The organism is Morganella morganii H1r (genome assembly GCF_000633515.1).
Classification (GTDB): Bacteria; Pseudomonadota; Gammaproteobacteria; order Enterobacterales; family Enterobacteriaceae; genus Morganella; species Morganella morganii_B.
Map to the genome: position 1 here is coordinate 1 of NZ_AYMP01000019.1, position 17,947 is coordinate 17,947.

Consider the following 17,947-nt stretch of genomic DNA (forward strand, 5'->3'; position numbering starts at 1 on the left):
ATTACTGGGGATTCCTCAGCACCGGAGCGGGTTATATTGCCAATATATTGTCTTAATGCGGTCACAAAAATGCAGCTAAAACTAAACCACCAAGAAGTAGGACTGCAGCAATGATTCCAAAATAAATACCAAAAGATGATGATTCACCATCATCAACATAATAGTTGTTAGCTTTGTTCTCTTTTTTATTTGTAGAAGTTAAGTTGCCGCTTTCGTCGGAGGTTGTTGTTTTATCAACTTCCCTACCACAAAACCGACAAATAACTGCATCTGGTTTTATTGATTCTGCACAATGTTTACACCTCACACCGTCACTACCTGACGTAGATTCGGACTTGCTCCCGAAAATAGATAAAATGACACCAGCAAGAAATATAACTCCACTGAATATGAGGTAATTTTGTCTATCAGATATCAAACCAATATTGTTAACTCTCCCCCCATATGTAGATACTGAAACGTCCATATTGATCGCGTAAATCATTGCTATCAATCCAACGCTAATAAGGATATAACCAATATTTCTCATTACACTTCCAATCCAGTCAGTAAATAAAAATAATGGTATATCCTCATGTTACTTATGTCATGAAGATTTTATGTCTCAGTACCATAACTGTGCGATCGCGCCAATAACCGCCATAGGGCACCCGCTGGCTCAGGTGCCCGTATAAGTGATGAAGGAGCATATTATCATCCAGCAGAATACCGGCATGATTGGCGACCGGAGCCTGCACCTGCATCACTATCATATCGCCCGGTTGCGGATCATCGACCTGGATAAATCCGGCCTCCTGCCAGTTATCTGTGTACCGGTTCTCCCCCTGCTCCCACCAGGGGTAATCCACCCGGTAATCCGGTAGATCAATGCCGTGTTCCTGCCGGAACCAGCTCATGACCAGCCCCCAGCAATCTGTAAACCCGAGTACAAATGGCCGCTCCAATAATGGCAGATCACCCCGAGGCTGAACGGTCCGCAGATCCCCTTCCGGCCAGCTGACGATATACCACGGGGTACCAAGGGCATCACACTGTGCTTTATCCAGTTCTGACGGTTGGGTGGTGGCATCCGGGTGACTGTGAACAATACCGGTCACTATGCCCCAATCCTCAGCTGCGGCGTAATCCTCCGGCGATAATACAAAATGCTCTTCCGGCGTAGCCGCGATATTACGGCAGGGAAGGTATTTCACTACTCTGGATTTTTGGACGATCACCCCGCAGCACTCGCGGGGATATTCACGTTCTGCGTGAGCAAAAATGGCTGCCTGAATGTTTTTGCGCATCCCTATTTCCTCAGTAATGATGTTCCCGGAAAGCCGCCGAACGGGATCGGATTATTTTTCCCGAAACGGGGAAAGCAGCCGGTATTCAGCATGCCGCTGCACTGATCCTGTGCCGGGTCATCCACACGGTTGCCGTGCTTATCGAAATACCCGTTCTGCCCGGCATAATCACAGCCGTCACCGGATTTGTATTTGCCGCGTATGCACCAGGTACACATTGAATGCAGTTGCCGCGTCGGGATCAGCACCCCCTGCAAATCCATCGGGCTGGCTAATTCAAACTCGATAACTTCGTTGGTTTCCGATGATTTGCTGTCGATATAAAAGACGGAGACTTTTTCCTGAGTCGGATCTGCTGCTGGGTTGCCATCCGGAAAGTTTGCCGCATCGAGATAGTGCGCCAGTGTGTCGTGTATCGTGACTTTCGCTTTCAGCATGTCATCGTATGCCAAACACAGCGCAGTGATTGAACCATCGAGGTTTGCCACCGATAACTTCGGCTGTGCGCCGGAACCGCTTGTTGATGCCTCTATTCCTTCAATTTGTACCGGCCAGGCACGGTACTCATCTCCTTGCCACCAGATGGATTTCGCCGGTAATTTTTCCGGATCACCACCAGCGGCAGTAATCTCTTCCTCTGTATGTGGAATATTGTATGCATGGAACCGCAAAATATCCGGCGTACCGAACGCGGTACCGTCAACCTCAAAAAGCCGGACGGCATTACCCGGTTCCAGCTTCTGGTAATCGTTTGTGATCATGGTTTAAATGCCTGGGTAAATGTAAGAGAGAGCGAATAGTTGTCACCGCCGAGCGGGGTGAGTTTCGGATCATCACAGCGATACAATCCGGTACTCTCCAGCGGTGGCGTCCACTGAAAAGCACGGATACCGCCGTGCCGGTCAATAAAATCGCGGATTGGCCGGATATAACTTTCGGTTCCGGTAAAATTCAGTGACCATTTCTGACTGCGGGGGTTAATACCGTCACCGCAAACCTGTTCATAACCATCACCAAACTTCGCCTTACGGGCTCTGAAAGAAATATCGCCCAGGGGATTCAGGCGCGGACTCCAGGTGAATGTTTCTATCATCTTTTCCCCTTAGCGACATTCCAGATCGCCCCGCCCGGACGTAAATCCGTGGCTATAAGTGAACGGTAGCGTTGATCAACAAACTGACCAATCTCCCTGCCGAACCGCTCAAAACCGCCGGATGCCTGAACCTGCTGATTTCCGTCACTGTCGATGTTGATATGAACCACAGGTGCCGTACCGACAACATTACTGCCACCATAAGCCCGGACGCCGAGATTGCCATCCGGCCCGCGCTTCAGCGGCATAATCGCTTCAGATCCCGCTTCACCCATCAGGCCGATATTGGGTGCTCCACCCTTGGCGAACGGAAATACGGTCGGTGAGCTGACAATGCTGTTGCTGTATGCACTCAGCCCCGGGGAGGTATACACGCCGCCGGTCGCATGGGGAGTCATCCCCATTGCATTACCCAGCCATGTCCCGCTCAGGCCGCTTTTCAGTCCGTTGAAAATACTCATCTGGACAATCATTTTTGTGATATCGGTGAGAATGGATTTCGTAAAGTCGGCAAAATTTGCCCGTCCGGTGGTCAGAAAGTCAGTGAACATAGACGATGTGCTGTTAAGCGCATTCGCAGATGTATTTCGCATCATTGCGAACGCATTACTGCTGCTATCGCCGAAATCTTTCCAGCCCTGCTTTAAACCACCCTGCCAGTCCGCCTCTGACGCGGCTTTGTCTTTTGCGGCCTGACGGACGATATCAGTCTGCTTTTGCTGTTCAGCATTCAAAACGGCGGTCTGATCTTTATATAGCTGAGAGGTTTTATCCGAGATTTCTTTATCCAGCTGATACCGGCGCTGACGGAAGTCATCCGCAATCCGCTGCTCTTCAAGCATCAGGTTATAATCCGCTGTCGGCATAATGATTTGCAGGCGCTGATTATCCGCCTCCTGCTGCATGGACCGGGTACGCTGAGTTATTTCAAAGTTCTGATCATCAAACTTTTTACGCAGCCCTTTCAGGGCAATCTCCCGTTCAAGCCCGGCGTTAAGCTGTAACTGGGTACGGATGGACCCGGCGTTTTCCATCACACTCTTCTGAGCGGCATTCAGTTTTTTACCTGCCAGGCCGACCAGCTCCTGCTCAAATGCAATCAGCTTACTTTCAGATGCGGTCAGCTTTTCATTTTCTGCAAGCTGCGCCCTGAGCGTGGCGGTCTGCTCCATCAGTTGCTGCGTCCGGCGCTGACCTTCCGGAATACTGCCACTGCCGTGCCCTTTCTTATCCAGTGAGCTGTAAAGGCTGTCGATCCCCTTCATTGTCTGCTCAAACTGCTTTGCATCCATCTGGCCGGATTTAAGTTGCTCCCGGGCGGTATTTTGCAGTTTCAGTTTTTCTGCGTGTTTATCCGCGCCCGCTTTATACGCTGAGTTCAGTTGCAGTTGTGCATCCAGCTGCTCACGGGTATTTTTTATCTGCTCCTTTTGCTGCTGTTCCTGCTCCGCGTTTTTTAGCGCGGCGCCCATTTGCCATGTCAGTCTGGCAAGGTTTTCCGCCTGAATTCTGGCTATACCGGCAGATACAGAAAAATCTCTTGCTGTCTGATTCAGTGAACGGTAGCGATCTTCAATATCCTTAATGCCTTTCTCATGAATGGCATTGACCCTGGTCTGTTCTTCATTCAGTGTTTTAGTGGCATTAAGGGCGCTTATTCTGGCCAGCTCTTTTGCCCCTTCAACATCCCCCTGACGCTCCAGCAGTGCAATCCGGTTTATGGTGTCCTCATCAAAAACCAGACCTTCATTGATAAGCTGACGAAGACTCTGAAGAGGCTGCTCATTAATGGATGACAACTTCGTGATCAGATGGTCTGCGCTGCCGCCGGATTTTTCCAGCTGCACACCGAATTCAGACACTTCACGCAGCATTGAGCCGGAGAACCCGGCAGTCGCTGCTGCCGTCACCGTTTTGTATGCCTCTGCTGTTCCGCCCAGCTGATTAGCCAGTGTGCGCAGCTGGTATACCGAATTATTCAGCCCGGCTCCGCCTTTCTGAATGGCAGCATTAAACGCCTTTTGCCGCTCTTCCGCCTCTTTGTATTGTGAATACAGGTAAGTAGCAGCACCGGCAGCCGCCATCAGACCAATACCGAGTGTTCCGCCCAGCATGGCCCAGGTGTTTTTCAACATACCGCTGGCCTGTGCGGATGCCCGTTGTGCAAATGTCAGCTCTTTGCTGGCACCGGCCAGCTGCGTGGTCGCGGCTGTCAGCTTCTGCTTACCCAGCGCCTCGTCAGCTTCCGCAGCGGCCAGCGCTGCCGAGCCTGACCTGAGACGATCCCTGGCTTTTTCTGCCAGTGCATTTGCATTCGCTATCTTTCTGTCATTGATCGCCCGCTCTTTGCTGTATTGCTTGTCTATTGCATCGGCGGACATGCCGTTTGCGAGGTTAACTTCCCGCATTTTTTCCATGTGAGCATTCTGCACTACTGCCAGTTCACGCTGATACCTGGCAGACTCGCGCATTTTATGGCCCATTTTCATCTGCTGCATTGCTGCTTCTTTGGCGCTGTTAGCCTGTTTAATGTGACTTTCAGCGACTCTCACAGCATCATTTGCAGCCGCAACGTCCATCTGCCTTTTATCACCCATCGACATTTTAAGGCGATCAACATCATTGGCGGCCCGTTCCAGTGCCGGAATAAAGGCACTGAGGATGGATGAACCGGCAACATTAGCGCCGACTGAAATATTGGTCAGTGATGTCCGTAAATGCGCGAACCCGCCCCGGGATCCGGAGTTACTCATTCGCGCAATGCTGTTACCTGCCCGCTGTGCCTCAGTTGAAACCTGGGAAATCTGTTCGGCCGTTTTAGCTGACTCCCTGCCGATATTTTGTGTGAATTTTTTTGAACTGGCAGATGCGCTGTTATAGGCATTCTCCACCTCTGACTTAAAACTGGCTGCGTTGAGGTGTAACGCAACCGCTAAACTTGCAACGTCAGCCATTTAAGATCCTCATTACATCATTGCACTGTGTGCTGATATCCGGTGATACCGCTGGAACCACTGTATTTCCCCCGGCCTCACCCGCTGCCTCTTCTTCCAGCATAAAAAAAGCCCGCCAGTGATTAAGCAGATCGGCGGGCATATCAGACAGTTTTCTCGGGTCAGACTCACCCCACCGATCCGCCAACTGAAAAAGCAGATAGAGGCGGGGTGAGTCCGTCAGTTTTTTTTCGCATCCTCAATGGTTCCGTAGCAGTATTTCTGCAGCGTGTTCATTGCTTCCACAAAGACCGGATTACTGTGCGCATCAATAAGCTCTTTTGCTGTCGGCAGATCTTCCGCACTGACCGGGATTCCGTTCTCATCACAGATAGCTGACAAAATCAGACTGGCCCCCGCAAGGGTAACTCCGGAATAATCACCGGCATCAAAAGCAGCCTTGCGATCTTTTTCGTAGCGGTCAAGCTCCCCGACAGTAAGACGCCGCAGATATACCTCCGTACCGAAGAGTGTATGTTTTTCCGTGTGTGAATCCGGCTTTAACAGGGCTGATTTCAGATTCATTATTCCCCGTCTCCTGTTGGTGGTGTGACCGTAGTGGTTCCCCAGGTGATGTTGTTCTGCTTACCTTTCACGGTAATCTGAATCACCTCACTGGCAGGGGCGCTGATATCGTTCATTTCCCAGCCTGACAACGCGAGGATCATCGTCGCTGTACGCCCGTTCGGCAGTTCGAAATAAAACTGCACAGTCTTACGCTGTTCGGCGGCATTGAGAAACGCGGCGAAATCAGCATTGCCGGGATCATCAATAAACCCGAGTGATTTTTCAGGTCCTTCCGGCAGATCGGAAATCGACTGTTTGTTGGTATCTTTCAGGGTGGTACAGTCAATAAAACCACCGGTAAGCCCGGTAGCCCCCAGCGCTTTACAGTTAATCAGCGCTTTCATTTTGTCGACGGTATCACCGGCCTCACCGAATTTTACGATGGTACCGGCGGGCAACATGGCGTATTCCGGGGAGGATTTTTCTCCGGCCATAATAGTTCTCCAGGTTAACGGTTTTCATTAATACCGGCGCGTATGGCGGCGGCAAGGGTGTTTAAAATGTCTTTACGGTGATAATCCAGCGCAGGGCGTATAAACGGACGCGGGATCTGTTTTGATGTCCCGAATTCCTGAGCCTGCGCCTTCATGTGGTGCGCTTTTGACGGACCGACACGGATGGTCATCAGGGTGATATATTTTTTATCCTTCATCCGGTCAGTGGTTCTGACTTTGATACTGTCCCGCATGTGGTCATCGTCGTGACTGCTGTCATAACCGGCGTACTGTTTCATATCCTCAGCAACAACGGTCATCGCCTCACGGCCTGCATCGCGCAGTATTCTGGATGTCAGCTTTTCCCCGAGATTCATCAGCTCCGCTTCCAGCCCGTCAAGGCCGGAAACCTTAACCGTAGTTCTCACGATACATCCTCCGGATAAGTGATAATAAAATCCCGCATGACTGACCAGCGGACGATGTTTTTTGTCAGCTCTTCCCGCCCCTGCTGAAAACCACCACGCTGCACGGTCTGCACCGGATAATTACCGATGTAACCGTGCACTATCGGCTCCCAGGCATCACGAATGGCTTTATCCAGCAGCAGGGCTTTTTCGTAGTCATTCAGTACGTGAATGCCTATCTGAAAACGCGCCACGATAAGATGAGTGGTGACCATACCGGCGGAATAACGCGGATCACTGATACGCTGAAAGGTGATACCTTCTTGTGCATCTTTCGGTAACAACAGGGGGAAAACGGGCATTGCGGTGATAGCGGAAAGAGACGACTTGAGGTCACTTTCGATCATGTCGTATGTCTGCCTCCGTGGTAATAATCAGTTTCGCAGGGTCATTACGGTCACAGGCACGGACGGTAAAAAACCGGTTCTGGTATTCAATCACCCAGTCGATTTGCACATCCGCGCGTGGCCGCGCAGTAAACTGCATGGTTTCGATGACCTGATCCTGCTCTGCCGTCCGGATTTTACGGTTGGATATCGCCTCGGCTTTGGCCCACACCGTGATGACTTTCGTCAGTTCGGTACGGGAATCACCGAGGTCACCGGTCACCACCTCCGGCCGGTACAGGGTGATGCGTTTTGTTAGCTCACCGGCCAGCATTATTTTTCCCTCATGGGTGAAAGACGATAGTCACAGAGCAAATCATAAAAACCCTGTGGCAGCTTCTTCAGTTCCCGGGTGTCATACCAGAAACCGACCACCAACATGAGTGTCAGCCGGATAACCGGTGTGATATCCATTCCGTCCGGATCACTGACAGGAACTTCGTCTTCATACAATCTCCGGTTCAGATAGTTTTCTGCTTTTTCTTTTGCCGCAGCAAGATAGCCGAGCAGAAGCGGATCCTCTTCCTCAGTGTCAATGCGGCATTGCAGGCGCAGCTCTTCAATTGTCGGTAATGGCATGCCCCCTCCAATAAAAAGGTCGCTGAACGACCCCGGGTTTATTTATTGCTTATCGTGCTATCTCAATTAACTTAACGGGTTTTTCATCCGCCTCATGACACCAGTTGTTATATTCACTGACAGCCCGCATCAGTTCACCGTCAGCAATCCCGACTTTATCAACCAGGCAGGTTAAATTATCAGCGTCAAAAACAATAATTTCAGGCGGAACATGATTGGCGTTGCCTTTCTGATGAAGGGAGTAAACAACAGCCCGCAGATCACCCACCGCCCTGGCTCTTTCAATATGCATCGCTTTTATTTTTTCAAGCAGTACCTTACAGCGGCCAATTGCTTCATAGTTTTTTTCTGTCATTGGTTCCTCCGTTAAGAACGGTAATTACATCTGCATCAAAAAGGCGGCATTTCTGCCGCCGTGACTGATTACTTCGTACCGTCTGCCGCTTTCAGTAATTTCACTGCGTTGCTGTCAACCAGCATGCTGCCGACACGCTTCGTGGTGTAGAAGTGTACAAACGGTTTGTTGGTGTACGGGTCGCGCAACATGCGGATACCGATACGATCCAGGATGGTGTAGCAGCGCTTGAAGTTACCGAATGCCAGCGGAACAGCACCGGCAGCCATATCAGCAAACTGCTCATTCTCCGCAATACCGTAGCCCAGCAATGCAGATGGCTGACCCAATTGCAGGCCCGGCTGCCACAGGTAGTTGCCCTGTGAGTCTTTCAGGGTGCGAACTTTGAATAACGTGTTGTTATTCATCATAAATTTAGCGCCACTGCGATAAGGCTTGCGCAGTGTATAAACCAACTGCATCACTTCATCAGCTGTCAGTTCAGCTGGTTTCTTCAGCAGCAGATGCTGCAGTTTTCCCCAGTCGCGATCCTTATCTGCCTTATCCTCACTGCCGTAAGCCAGCAGCCCTTTCGGTTTTTTACTGCCGTCACCGTTGGTGAATGCTGCTTCTTCCTGTTCAGCAAATTCAATTGCCAGTTCACCGGTAATAAACTGCTCAACATTGAAAAAGGCATCATCCAGCATGGTCTGGGTGGCCCCGGGGTTACCGTAAATCTCACCCCACACCGGTTCAATCGGGCCGAGTTTAGGTGTTGCGGTTTCAGGGCGTTTTTCTGTTTCCCCTACCCATCCGCTGCCGGTGCCCCCCATATTAACGAGGCGCTTATAGTTCGGTGTACCGACTGAGACAACATTACATTCCTGACGCATAACAACTTCATCACGCAGCGCAGAGATAATGGTACGATCCAGTTCTTCCGGTACGGCATAGCCGCCATCCGGATCAGAGCCAATCTGCATGGCTTTCTGTTCCAGTTCAGCCAGGCCGTCATCCTTACCCTTGCGGACAAACAGTTCGAACGCGCTTTTGTGTTCGGCAACATCTTTGTTTGCCACACCGCCGCCCGGACGTTTCACAGCCGCCAGCTCTGCTTCCAGTGACGATTTCAGTTCATCCAGCTCGGATAATTTTCCGTTCAGGGTGTCCACCGATTCCGCCAGTTTGCCTTTTTCTGATTCGATGGCATCAATACGCTTGTCATTTTTTTTCTGAAACTCTTCAAATGAAGATTTCAGTTCTTTTGCCACTTCGCTTACATCTTTATGATCAACAGCCATAACAGCCCCTTACTGATTAAAATTAATGGATTTAAGTGTTTCCAGTGCATCTTCCTCTGCGTCACGCAGAGAGAGAGCATGGTAGCCGTCGGCCATAAATGCCTTAGCCTGTGTCCGCGACAGTCCGACATCACGCAGGACGCGCTCAATACTTTTTTGTGACGGGATGTCACCACGGGCAAATGCCGATTTAACATCACTGACCCGCGCTTCATCATTGGACGGGAAGGTCACCAGGCTTACTTCCCACAGGTCAATTTCTTTCAGGAGAAAAGCACTTTTATTCCGGTCGTACTCCCAGTCTTTCAGGATGTAGCCAATAGAAAGGCCGGATAATGATCCGGCCTTCAGATGTGCATGAGCCCGTTTAGACAGAGGGTCATCCTCGATAAGTAACCGCCCTTTGACATACAGGCCGGTGTCATCCTCCCGCATTTCGGTATACACACCGACCGGTTCGGAAATCTGGTGCTGCCAGAGCATGGCCGGAAGACTGCCCTTCTCCCGCCATTCATTCAGTGATGCCTGAAAAGCGCCGGGTACGACAATATCGCTGTAGCTGTCCTTCACGCCGAAAACCGATCCGTACCCTTCAAACTCGCCGGTTTCAGTGACCGACTTTATTTTCAGCGGTATGTCCAGCCGCTGTTTAGTCATCATCGACATGCTGCTTTTCCTCTTTTTCCGGGGTGCTCTCCGGTTTTGTGGTCATATTCATCGGTGTCAGCCAGATATCACCGCCATCACGCGGGTTGAGTTCTTCCAGCTCCCGGCATTCATTGGGCGAATAGATCCCCCAGTTAATACCGGTGGCATAAGCATCAAACCGTGACTTCATATCACCGCGCAACAGTGCTCCGGTGTTGAATTTTGCGTAAAAAACGCCCTGTTTTGACGGTTTTACCAGCCCGACATTAATGCGCTGTTCAATGCGGGTGAGGTATGGCACCAGGGAATAGTTGATAAATCCGATCCCGAGGTTTTCAATGTTGTTGAACGTTGCCCGGTCGGTGTTCTGGATCATGTGCAGCGGCACACGGAAAATACGGCAGATTTCCTCAAGCTGGAATTTGCGGGTTTCAAGAAACTGCGCATCTTCTGATGTCATGCTGATTTGCTGCCATTTCAGTCCCATCTCAAGAATCATGGGTTTGTGCGCATTCGCCAGACCCTGATGCCGGTTTTCAAAGTCAGTTTTCAGCCGCTCATAGGCATCGTCCTTCAGGTACTGGTCGGTCTGCAGAACGCCACTGGTTACCGCACCGTTCCCGAACAGACGTGAGCCGTGCTCCTCCGTTGCCAGCCCCAGACCGACAGCCTGTTTTGCATACGCTATCGGGCTGAGTCCGGTTAATCCGTCCAGGGTGAAAATCCGTACATGCCAGATATCATCCTGTGTCAGCGTGTCGCGCTTTCCGTCCGGAAAAGTAACCTGATATTCCGGTTCCCACTTACTGTTCAGTTTTGGTGTAACCGAGGACGGATCCAGCGGCAGCAGCTCCACTACCTCCCCCAGCGCCTTGACTTTATAAGCATAAAAATTGCCGCGCAGACACAGACAGGCGATCAGTAATTCCCAGAATTCCTGCGGTGTCATGTAGTTGTTGGGTTTGGTTGACAGCAGTTTGTTCAGCCGCTCACGTACCGCCCGCCGGTTTCCTCTGTCAAGCTGCTCATAAAGAGAGCACGGCAGCATACCGACTGACTCCGCCAGTACGCGAACACAGCTAAATACCGCAGTGAGTTGCATTGCCAGTTGCGGACTGACGCGGCGGCCGGTATAGGTGTCATAGGTCAGACCGATCATTTCGCTGAGCTCTGACGAACTCATACCCGTATCGGATTTTCTGAATAAACCGGGAAAGAACATTATGATCCTCCGTTGTTATTCAGGCTTCCCGCTGATTTTGATACCAGATATGACCAGAGCAGGCACAAACCGCCGGCTGTGATAAACCCGGCAGCAGGCATCAGCAGCCAGGCACCGAACGCCAGCAGACAGGCACCCGCAATTCCCACCAGCAGAGCGGTAATAGTCAGTAATTTCATTGGATTTCCTCAGAGTGAGCGTAAGCCCCTGGAAGATAAAACATCGGACAGACTTTGTTCCTGCTCCCCGCCATTCACCATCTGGCGTGATTTGGCAGTAAACAGTGCAACCGGTCCGTCAATTTTGTTTTCCGGTGTCGATTTGTTCGGGAAGATGTTGTCGTTTTTGTCCGGCCTTACAGTCACGTTCGACATCATCCAGGACATCATCGGGTTGTGATCATGGTGAAATTTGCCGGAATAGACATCGGCCTGTACTGTTTTCATGGATTCAGACATGTTTTTCACTGTCTGCGCCACTTCCACCAGCGGGATGCCCTCTTCCGCCAGGCGGCGTGAGAACTGCACCGCGCTCCACGGGTCAAACCCGAGTTCACGCAGATCGTCACCTTCGCACCATGCCAGAATGTCGGCTTTGATGATGTCATGATCAATAACCTCGCCGTCAGTCAGTTCAAGATACCCGGCAGCCGCCCATTTCCGGTACAGCTCCGCAATATGGTTCGGTGCAGTTTCGATCCGGTCTTCCGGCAGCCAGAATTTGCACTTAACATGCACCTGTCCGCGCGGATCTTCATAAATCTTAATTGCTGCCGCCACGTCGATTTTATTTGCCAGGTCAACGCCGACCCAGACCGGGTAATTTTTCAGTTCATCATCCGGCGCATTCTCCGGGCAGTTATCCCATTTTCCTGAGTCCATCCAAATCGACTCCGCGTTAACCCACATATTGAGGTGTTTGGTCAGAAAGTTGGGCCGGGCGGCAATCTGCTCTTTGGCTTTTTTCGCCAGACGGCGCATATCATCAAAGCGTTTACAGACACCCAGCCCCGGATTAGCTTTTATCCAGACAGACTCATCGAACGGATCATCATCTTCATCCGGTGTGTAAATTGCCGCGAAAAAGGTGTCATCCTCCACCACGCCCCGCAGCACCTTGATAGCGTAATCCCGCAGTTCGTAGCAGATACCTTCGCGGTTAAATCCCGCTGTGGTGATCGCAAACAGAAGCGATTGCAGACGGGCACCGGTCGCAGTTTCCAGCACATCCCACACATCACGGGTTTTGTGGGCGTGAAGTTCGTCCACAATGCCGCAGTGAATATTCAGGCCGTCGAGGTTGTTTGCGTCACTGGAAAGCGGCTCGAACTTGGATGCGGATCGCTCCTGGTAAATTGCCAGCTTATTAAATTCAAACAGACGGCCGAGTGAACTTTTGGCCTTTTTGATCATGTTTTTCGCATCTTCAAACACGATACGGGCCTGATCGCGGGTGGTAGCTGCTGAGTAAACCTCGGCACCACCCTCACCGTCAGCGCCGGTCATATACAGACCGATGCCGGATGAAAGTGTGGATTTGGCGTTTTTACGCGCCACTTCGTTATAGGCTGTCCGGAAACGGCGAACCAGTACCGGATCGCCGTCATCGTCGTACTGAGCCTCACCGCTGAGTTCATCAACCAGCGGGATCACGAAACCAAAGATATTAATCAGAATAAAGGTATGCCACGGCATCAGCGCTATCGGCTTACCTGCCAGTGCCCCTTTGACGTGCGGAACAAACTGGTAAAAATCCAGAATATGCTGGGCGCGTTCTTCAATGAAAAAGATGTCGCGCTCAGGGCCACGCTCCAAATCATCAAGAAACCGCTGACACGCCAGGCGTATCAGTTCGCCCGTAACTATTTCTCCGGCAACTACCTGTTCGGCGTACCGGATCCCATCTGCTACGGTTGCCATTCATCATTTGCGCTTTTTTATAAATGCCTCGAAAGGGTCTTCTTCGGCTGGTGTGTTAATCGTTACCTTCGAGCGGGACGCGGGCGTCATGCCGAATTCACCCAGCATTGCCCGGATACGTTTCCAGGCATCGGCTTTCATTGCCGCCACCGGGTGTGCTTTTATCAGTGTGCCGCCTTCGCTTTCTGTGGTGTAGGTATAGCCCTGTTCGTCCAGGGTATCGCAGTGCTGCCGGTATTCGGTGTATGCCTCTATCAGCAACTCCAGCGCTTTGGCATCCATCGAACTCATCACGCCCATGGCATCGAGTTCTTCCCCGATCCGCTTAAACCAGTATTTCCCCTGCTTGGTAAAATGTTTCGGAGTTGGGGGTACCCCTGACGGCGGTTTCGGTTCTTTTTTATTGATCGGGCGTTTTGATGGGTTACCCCTGACCAAACGCAGGTGTGACGGGGTTTTCGGTGGTCCCGACATAATCGTTTTCTCCTATTGATTCCCATCCGGGGATCCCGGAAAAAAGTTTTCTAACCTGCGGCGATCTGAAAAGAGGTAAGGCGGCGGTCCTCTGGGGCGAGAATGGCAGGGATCTGACCTCCCCCTCCCCTGCCTGGCAAGAACGGATATTTATTCAACCAGCCTGCTGTTGCAGTTCCGCACCAACCAATCCAATAGCAACCACCGCTTCTCCTGCAGGGTATTTACTGAGTAGCTGACGAATGGCATCAATGCATTGCTTAACATTCTGCTGCTGATCATCAGGCAGTGATGCTATCAGCCCCTTGAATAGCAATACGGTTTCTTCGTCTTGTGTCATCGTGTTCTCTCCGTTGCGGTCTTCCGGTAGTGACATGGCCAGCACAGGCTTTGCAGATTGCTTTCCGCATCGGTTCCCCCATGTGCCTTGGGTGTGATGTGGTCGACTGTCTTTGCCTCAGTTACCCGGCCTTCACTCAGGCATTGCTGACACAGGTGCGTGTCTCTTGTCAGGATCACCGCACGGAGTTTGTCCCATTTGGTTCCGTAGCCGCGTTCGTGACGGCTTTTGCCCTGCTGGTGGTTCTCCCAGCCGGTATTGATATGGTCGTTGCAGTACCCACTGCGGTCAGTGGTTGTCTTCGCGCAGCCACGTTTGCGGCAGGCGCGGGGGATTCGTGGTGGCATGGTGTATTCTCCTTAACCAATTAAAAAGCCCACTCAGTGAGCAGGCTTTGTGATGAGTTATTCCGCTGTATGAATATGAACACTGGAGGCAGTGATATGAACATCTGCCGGGGACAGCTCACCTTCTTCAAACCAGCCATCAGTCCCACGTCCATCCGCTGCCAGATAGTGGATGAGATACTGATGCCGGCGGGTATCACGACGCAGATAATATTTTTATTCTGCTACCAATATATTAAAATCGATTTATCCCTAATAAATGGTTGAGTAAACTAATGATGTCTAAGGATAGAATTGTGCACAGTTTAGTCTGTGCTGGTTTTTTTGCAGGCTGGTTCTTAATTCAGTTTGCTATGCTGGCATTCCCCGGAGCAGCCACCAGTAGCGGCGCCTTTGCTGCATGGCCGCTATTCATAATCCTGTTTGTTTTGCCTTATTCGCTTTTTTCCCGCGCATTTTACCAGAAGCGAACCGGTCTAATGCCTTTCGGTACCATAAAACTTTCAAATCTCTGGCTACCAATAATCTCGATGGTCATATTATCCGTTGCAACCATGTTTTACGGTGAAAATGAAACATGGTTAATGCAGATATTCAACCTATCCCCTCTGCATCAATTTATTATGGTCGTGGCTGTAATTTTCGCTGGACCAGTTATTGAGGAAATTATTTTCAGAGGTTTTTTGCTGAATGCAGGAATGGGATATGGTCCGAATGGCAAGCGTGTGGCTATTTTTATCACCTCACTCTTGTTTGCGTTAGCGCATTATCAATACCATTCACCCGTTACATTTATTATGATTTTCGTTATGTCTGTTATTTTTTGCCTGGTCAGAATTCACACTAACTCACTTCTGGGTCCGATTATTTTGCATGCCCTATACAACGGTATACAAATGCTGTTACTGTTCACACTAATGAGTGTTAGTTAGCGGAAAATACATACTCATCTTCGGAGAGTGCTTGCTACCTCTCCGCTTCAATCTCCCGTATTGCCCGCTTATCCAGATTGCATGCTTTAATCACTGACATCAGCTCGATGTTGTATTCCGCTATATCACCCCACGTCATTTTGTCGGGAATATCCGGTATCGGGCAGTCAACGGTCACGCTTGCAGGGATTGGAACGTGAGGGGCTGATACATACTCAGTTTTTGTACTGCCGCATCCGGTCAATGAGACCACCAGGAGCAGCAGCGGAAGCACAGTCATTACCCACAAGAATAACTTTGACGTCTTTCTTGGCTGTCTGTGCGTCCAGTGTGTTTTTTCGCTTGGCATCTATGGCTTCTCCAGAGATACGGTGAAAGGTAGTGACGGCGGTTAATGTAGTGGTATTAATCACCTGCTGGGCTGACAGCTTTTCAGATAGTGAATCACGCTCTTTTCTGGCATCACCGAGAGCATCACAAAGAAAAGCCATCAAAATCAGCGATGCTGCCAGCAGTACTCCGCCGATAGTTGCCATGGTCTTCACAGAAGCCCCCACGCCCGTTCAAACACCGCTGGCTGATACGGTTGATAACCAAGCTCAACGCCGACAATCGCAGTAGCCAGCGCAATGCCGGTCTTTTTGTCTTTGGTATTCAGGTGATCATTAATGCCGATACCGATGTCAGCAGCAGCGCGGTTGATATAGTTCCCGGTATTGTTTTCATTAGGTGGTGCATATTTGTTGATAATGGCCTTAACTGAGTTCAGTCCGTATTTTGTCTGATACGTCTGAAGCAATTTATAGATTGCCCGGATGCCATGCTCGGGAGACCGGAACCGGCAGAATCGGGATTCAATTGCCGGATCATGTGGTAACTGCCCCTGCCATGGATTGCGCGGGTTATAGTCGATATTACCCGGATTATTGTTGCGTTCGCCGCGTGCTGGTTTAGTCATTATTTACCCCCGCTTTGCCTTTAATCATGCTGCTTACCCGCTCAACACCCCAGTACCCGATCATGACGCTGGTGATATAAGCCAGGTCTGGATTCAGCCCCATAAAGGCCAGCAGGTCTTTAGCAAACCAGCCAAGGAACGCACACAGGACACCATCCAGCAGTGTTTTTTTCCACCCGCCGCCGTTGTACATCCCGCGCAGGATAGCAACCACGCCAGCCAGTCCAGCAAATATGCCCTGATCTTTGTACTGAGACAGATACATCAGTACCTGATCCCAAACGTCCGGATTTTCTTTCATTTTCATGGCTCACCCCCTGACGGAGGAATTTAGTTAGATGGGTAATGCCGCAACCGGTTTATATTGTTACAGACGGTTAAAGTGAGGTGGCTGCGGCATTATTCGGAATCCCACCAGCGGCGGGAAAGCAATAAGAAGAGCACTGTGGCCGAATACGGATTAGGTAATGAGCCTGTCGTATTCCAATGCTCTTGTTGTTGCCGGAAAGAAAAAGGCCGCCGGAGCGACCTGTGATTCAGTTAAACGTAATTAATGCTTGTCCGGGATATGGTAATCAGTTCAGCCCAGTGAGATTAACCGGAGTGATGGCTGATTAGCTCCGGGTGGAAAATTCACATGCCTATAAAATCTAATGATGTTCTCGAAACGTTAGCCATCGGTACTGACGCAACCAGCAAGGAAACAGTTGCGGCTGAACTGAGCGCTCTTAAGTTAGTTGTTGGATTAATGTTTCGGAGATTCCCCAAGGAAGAGCAGGACTGTATCTTTTTAGAAATGAAACAAATTAATAACCCAGCGATAAGCTCGGTCTCTGCGCAACTGGAACAATTCAGGACTAAATAAAGTCACTTGTTATCAGAAAATTTAAAGTCATCTTTTCTGAACCCAACTGATAAGGTAATTCCTGCATCGTATGGAATAGGCGACTTAGAAACCATCATCCATATATTGTCTAGGCTTGTTTTAAGCACTTCCATATTGGCAATAGCAGCTTGTGAAGTATCTGCAAGCTGCGTTTCCAGATCGGCAACACGCTGCTCTAATGTCTTAGTATTTGTGACCAAAGGCCCCATAACGCAAGCCGCATCTCCGTTCTGTTTATGAATTACTATTTTTCCATTGAACTCAGCTTTGCCGGTGCTGTAGTCAATTAGAAAGCCGGATTTTCCCGGAACGTAATTATCAGACTGAATTTTGCTATCAGACGTAACACTTCGGAGCCATGCTTTATCGATAAATGTCTCACGCATGAAAATCTGGTCGCCTTTCAGCCCTGCTCCGATAACCATTCCGGCATTAACTGCATTAGTTTCAGCAACAACATCCGCAATCACGGCCTGCGCCTGCTTGATAGCCTGAGATTCATAATAATCAATCGCACAGTCCGGCTTTCGGTCCATCGTTACTTGCATGGAAAATAAACTCATCAGCGGTAACATGGAATATTTAACATCAACATACGCTGTAACTGTATCAGTGTCAGGGCTGATGCCATGAACTGAAAATGTATATTTATTCATCTCAATACCTTTTTGTAGATATCAGAAAGCCGCACACAGCTCTTGTGTTAAGTGATAACGAGGTGATTGATACTGTGGCGGCGTATATGAAAAAAGGCCGCACAGGGCGACCTTTGGCGTGTTGG

General features: G+C 50.1%; 27 protein-coding genes. 2 read left to right on the top strand and 25 right to left on the bottom strand.

Annotation, left to right across the window (positions count from 1 at the left end):
* Nucleotides 1-61 precede the first annotated feature (61 nt).
* The 20 genes from U868_RS24115 to U868_RS0112555 all read right to left on the bottom strand — a co-directional run bounded on the left by U868_RS24115 (nt 62) and on the right by U868_RS0112555 (nt 14,390).
* Complete coding sequence (locus U868_RS24115) at nt 62-529, bottom strand: hypothetical protein (RefSeq protein ID WP_051583052.1); 468 nt, start codon at nt 527-529, stop codon at nt 62-64.
* A gap of 52 nt (nt 530-581) precedes the next feature.
* Entirely contained in the window at nt 582-1,286 is a 705-nt protein-coding gene (locus U868_RS0112460) for a C40 family peptidase (protein WP_025153580.1), read from the bottom strand.
* 2 nt (nt 1,287-1,288) lie between these two features.
* A complete protein-coding gene (locus tag U868_RS0112465; protein WP_025153581.1) occupies nt 1,289-2,047 on the bottom strand; it encodes a phage minor tail protein L in 759 nt (252 codons plus the stop codon).
* Complete coding sequence (locus U868_RS0112470; protein WP_025153582.1) at nt 2,044-2,379, bottom strand: phage tail protein; 336 nt, start codon at nt 2,377-2,379, stop codon at nt 2,044-2,046. Before U868_RS0112470 ends, U868_RS0112465 begins: the two co-directional genes overlap by 4 nt.
* The gene (locus tag U868_RS0112475; protein WP_025153583.1) at nt 2,376-5,333 is read right to left on the bottom strand and encodes a phage tail tape measure protein; all 2,958 of its coding nucleotides are present in this window, start codon (nt 5,331-5,333) and stop codon (nt 2,376-2,378) included. The genes U868_RS0112470 and U868_RS0112475 overlap by 4 nt, the downstream gene beginning before the upstream one ends.
* Nucleotides 5,334-5,552: 219 nt before the next feature.
* The gene (locus tag U868_RS0112485; RefSeq protein WP_025153585.1) at nt 5,553-5,897 is read right to left on the bottom strand and encodes a hypothetical protein; all 345 of its coding nucleotides are present in this window, start codon (nt 5,895-5,897) and stop codon (nt 5,553-5,555) included.
* Nucleotides 5,897-6,373, bottom strand: coding sequence for a major tail shaft subunit (locus tag U868_RS0112490; protein ID WP_025153586.1), 477 nt, complete (start codon nt 6,371-6,373; stop codon nt 5,897-5,899). The genes U868_RS0112485 and U868_RS0112490 overlap by 1 nt, the downstream gene beginning before the upstream one ends.
* A 14-nt stretch (nt 6,374-6,387) precedes the next feature.
* Entirely contained in the window at nt 6,388-6,801 is a 414-nt protein-coding gene (locus U868_RS0112495; protein ID WP_430623535.1) for an HK97-gp10 family putative phage morphogenesis protein, read from the bottom strand.
* Complete coding sequence (locus U868_RS0112500) at nt 6,798-7,187, bottom strand: hypothetical protein (RefSeq protein ID WP_025153588.1); 390 nt, start codon at nt 7,185-7,187, stop codon at nt 6,798-6,800. The genes U868_RS0112495 and U868_RS0112500 overlap by 4 nt, the downstream gene beginning before the upstream one ends.
* Nucleotides 7,174-7,500: a phage head closure protein gene (locus U868_RS0112505; protein ID WP_025153589.1), complete on the bottom strand. Its 327-nt coding sequence runs from the start codon at nt 7,498-7,500 to the stop codon at nt 7,174-7,176. Before U868_RS0112505 ends, U868_RS0112500 begins: the two co-directional genes overlap by 14 nt.
* Nucleotides 7,500-7,805, bottom strand: coding sequence for a head-tail connector protein (locus U868_RS0112510; RefSeq protein WP_025153590.1), 306 nt, complete (start codon nt 7,803-7,805; stop codon nt 7,500-7,502). The genes U868_RS0112505 and U868_RS0112510 overlap by 1 nt, the downstream gene beginning before the upstream one ends.
* Before the next feature lie 49 nt (nt 7,806-7,854).
* Nucleotides 7,855-8,160: a hypothetical protein gene (locus U868_RS0112515; protein WP_025153591.1), complete on the bottom strand. Its 306-nt coding sequence runs from the start codon at nt 8,158-8,160 to the stop codon at nt 7,855-7,857.
* 68 nt (nt 8,161-8,228) lie between these two features.
* On the bottom strand, nt 8,229-9,440 hold the full coding sequence (locus U868_RS0112520) for a phage major capsid protein (RefSeq protein ID WP_025153592.1): 1,212 nt from the start codon (nt 9,438-9,440) through the stop codon (nt 8,229-8,231).
* Nucleotides 9,441-9,449: 9 nt separating this feature from the next.
* Nucleotides 9,450-10,100: an HK97 family phage prohead protease gene (locus tag U868_RS0112525; protein WP_025153593.1), complete on the bottom strand. Its 651-nt coding sequence runs from the start codon at nt 10,098-10,100 to the stop codon at nt 9,450-9,452.
* Nucleotides 10,090-11,310: a phage portal protein gene (locus tag U868_RS0112530; protein ID WP_025153594.1), complete on the bottom strand. Its 1,221-nt coding sequence runs from the start codon at nt 11,308-11,310 to the stop codon at nt 10,090-10,092. The genes U868_RS0112525 and U868_RS0112530 overlap by 11 nt, the downstream gene beginning before the upstream one ends.
* On the bottom strand, nt 11,310-11,489 hold the full coding sequence (locus U868_RS0112535; protein WP_024473752.1) for a hypothetical protein: 180 nt from the start codon (nt 11,487-11,489) through the stop codon (nt 11,310-11,312). The genes U868_RS0112530 and U868_RS0112535 overlap by 1 nt, the downstream gene beginning before the upstream one ends.
* A gap of 9 nt (nt 11,490-11,498) precedes the next feature.
* Complete coding sequence (locus tag U868_RS0112540; RefSeq protein ID WP_025153595.1) at nt 11,499-13,229, bottom strand: terminase large subunit; 1,731 nt, start codon at nt 13,227-13,229, stop codon at nt 11,499-11,501.
* A 3-nt stretch (nt 13,230-13,232) separates the two neighbouring features.
* A complete protein-coding gene (locus tag U868_RS0112545) occupies nt 13,233-13,703 on the bottom strand; it encodes a phage terminase small subunit P27 family (RefSeq protein WP_025153596.1) in 471 nt (156 codons plus the stop codon).
* Nucleotides 13,704-13,857: 154 nt separating this feature from the next.
* Nucleotides 13,858-14,043 (bottom strand): hypothetical protein, encoded by a 186-nt coding sequence (locus U868_RS0112550; protein WP_025153597.1) that lies wholly within the window; start codon nt 14,041-14,043, stop codon nt 13,858-13,860.
* Nucleotides 14,040-14,390 (bottom strand): HNH endonuclease, encoded by a 351-nt coding sequence (locus tag U868_RS0112555; RefSeq protein ID WP_025153598.1) that lies wholly within the window; start codon nt 14,388-14,390, stop codon nt 14,040-14,042. Before U868_RS0112555 ends, U868_RS0112550 begins: the two co-directional genes overlap by 4 nt.
* A 296-nt stretch (nt 14,391-14,686) precedes the next feature.
* Between U868_RS0112555 and U868_RS0112565 the strand changes: the two genes are divergently transcribed.
* Entirely contained in the window at nt 14,687-15,322 is a 636-nt protein-coding gene (locus U868_RS0112565; RefSeq protein ID WP_051583054.1) for a CPBP family intramembrane glutamic endopeptidase, read from the top strand.
* A 34-nt stretch (nt 15,323-15,356) separates the two neighbouring features.
* Here U868_RS0112565 and lysC read toward each other — a convergent pair whose 3' ends face one another.
* Genes lysC through U868_RS0112585 form a run of 4 tightly spaced genes read right to left on the bottom strand, consistent with a single transcriptional unit; the run spans nt 15,357 to nt 16,587 of the window.
* Nucleotides 15,357-15,602, bottom strand: a complete 246-nt coding sequence (lysC, locus tag U868_RS26350) for an Rz1-like lysis system protein LysC (RefSeq protein ID WP_051583056.1) — start codon at nt 15,600-15,602, stop codon at nt 15,357-15,359.
* Nucleotides 15,538-15,867: a hypothetical protein gene (locus U868_RS25975; RefSeq protein ID WP_240182719.1), complete on the bottom strand. Its 330-nt coding sequence runs from the start codon at nt 15,865-15,867 to the stop codon at nt 15,538-15,540. The genes lysC and U868_RS25975 overlap by 65 nt, the downstream gene beginning before the upstream one ends.
* Nucleotides 15,864-16,280 (bottom strand): structural protein, encoded by a 417-nt coding sequence (locus tag U868_RS0112580; protein ID WP_025153602.1) that lies wholly within the window; start codon nt 16,278-16,280, stop codon nt 15,864-15,866. Before U868_RS0112580 ends, U868_RS25975 begins: the two co-directional genes overlap by 4 nt.
* Nucleotides 16,273-16,587: a phage holin, lambda family gene (locus tag U868_RS0112585; RefSeq protein WP_036411822.1), complete on the bottom strand. Its 315-nt coding sequence runs from the start codon at nt 16,585-16,587 to the stop codon at nt 16,273-16,275. The genes U868_RS0112580 and U868_RS0112585 overlap by 8 nt, the downstream gene beginning before the upstream one ends.
* A gap of 330 nt (nt 16,588-16,917) precedes the next feature.
* Here U868_RS0112585 and U868_RS0112590 point away from each other — a divergent pair, with 330 nt between their 5' ends.
* The gene (locus tag U868_RS0112590; RefSeq protein ID WP_025153604.1) at nt 16,918-17,145 is read left to right on the top strand and encodes a hypothetical protein; all 228 of its coding nucleotides are present in this window, start codon (nt 16,918-16,920) and stop codon (nt 17,143-17,145) included.
* A gap of 2 nt (nt 17,146-17,147) precedes the next feature.
* Here the strand turns inward: U868_RS0112590 and U868_RS0112595 are convergent, their stop codons facing one another.
* Entirely contained in the window at nt 17,148-17,822 is a 675-nt protein-coding gene (locus U868_RS0112595; protein WP_025153605.1) for a phage tail tip fiber protein, read from the bottom strand.
* Nucleotides 17,823-17,947 lie beyond the last annotated feature (125 nt).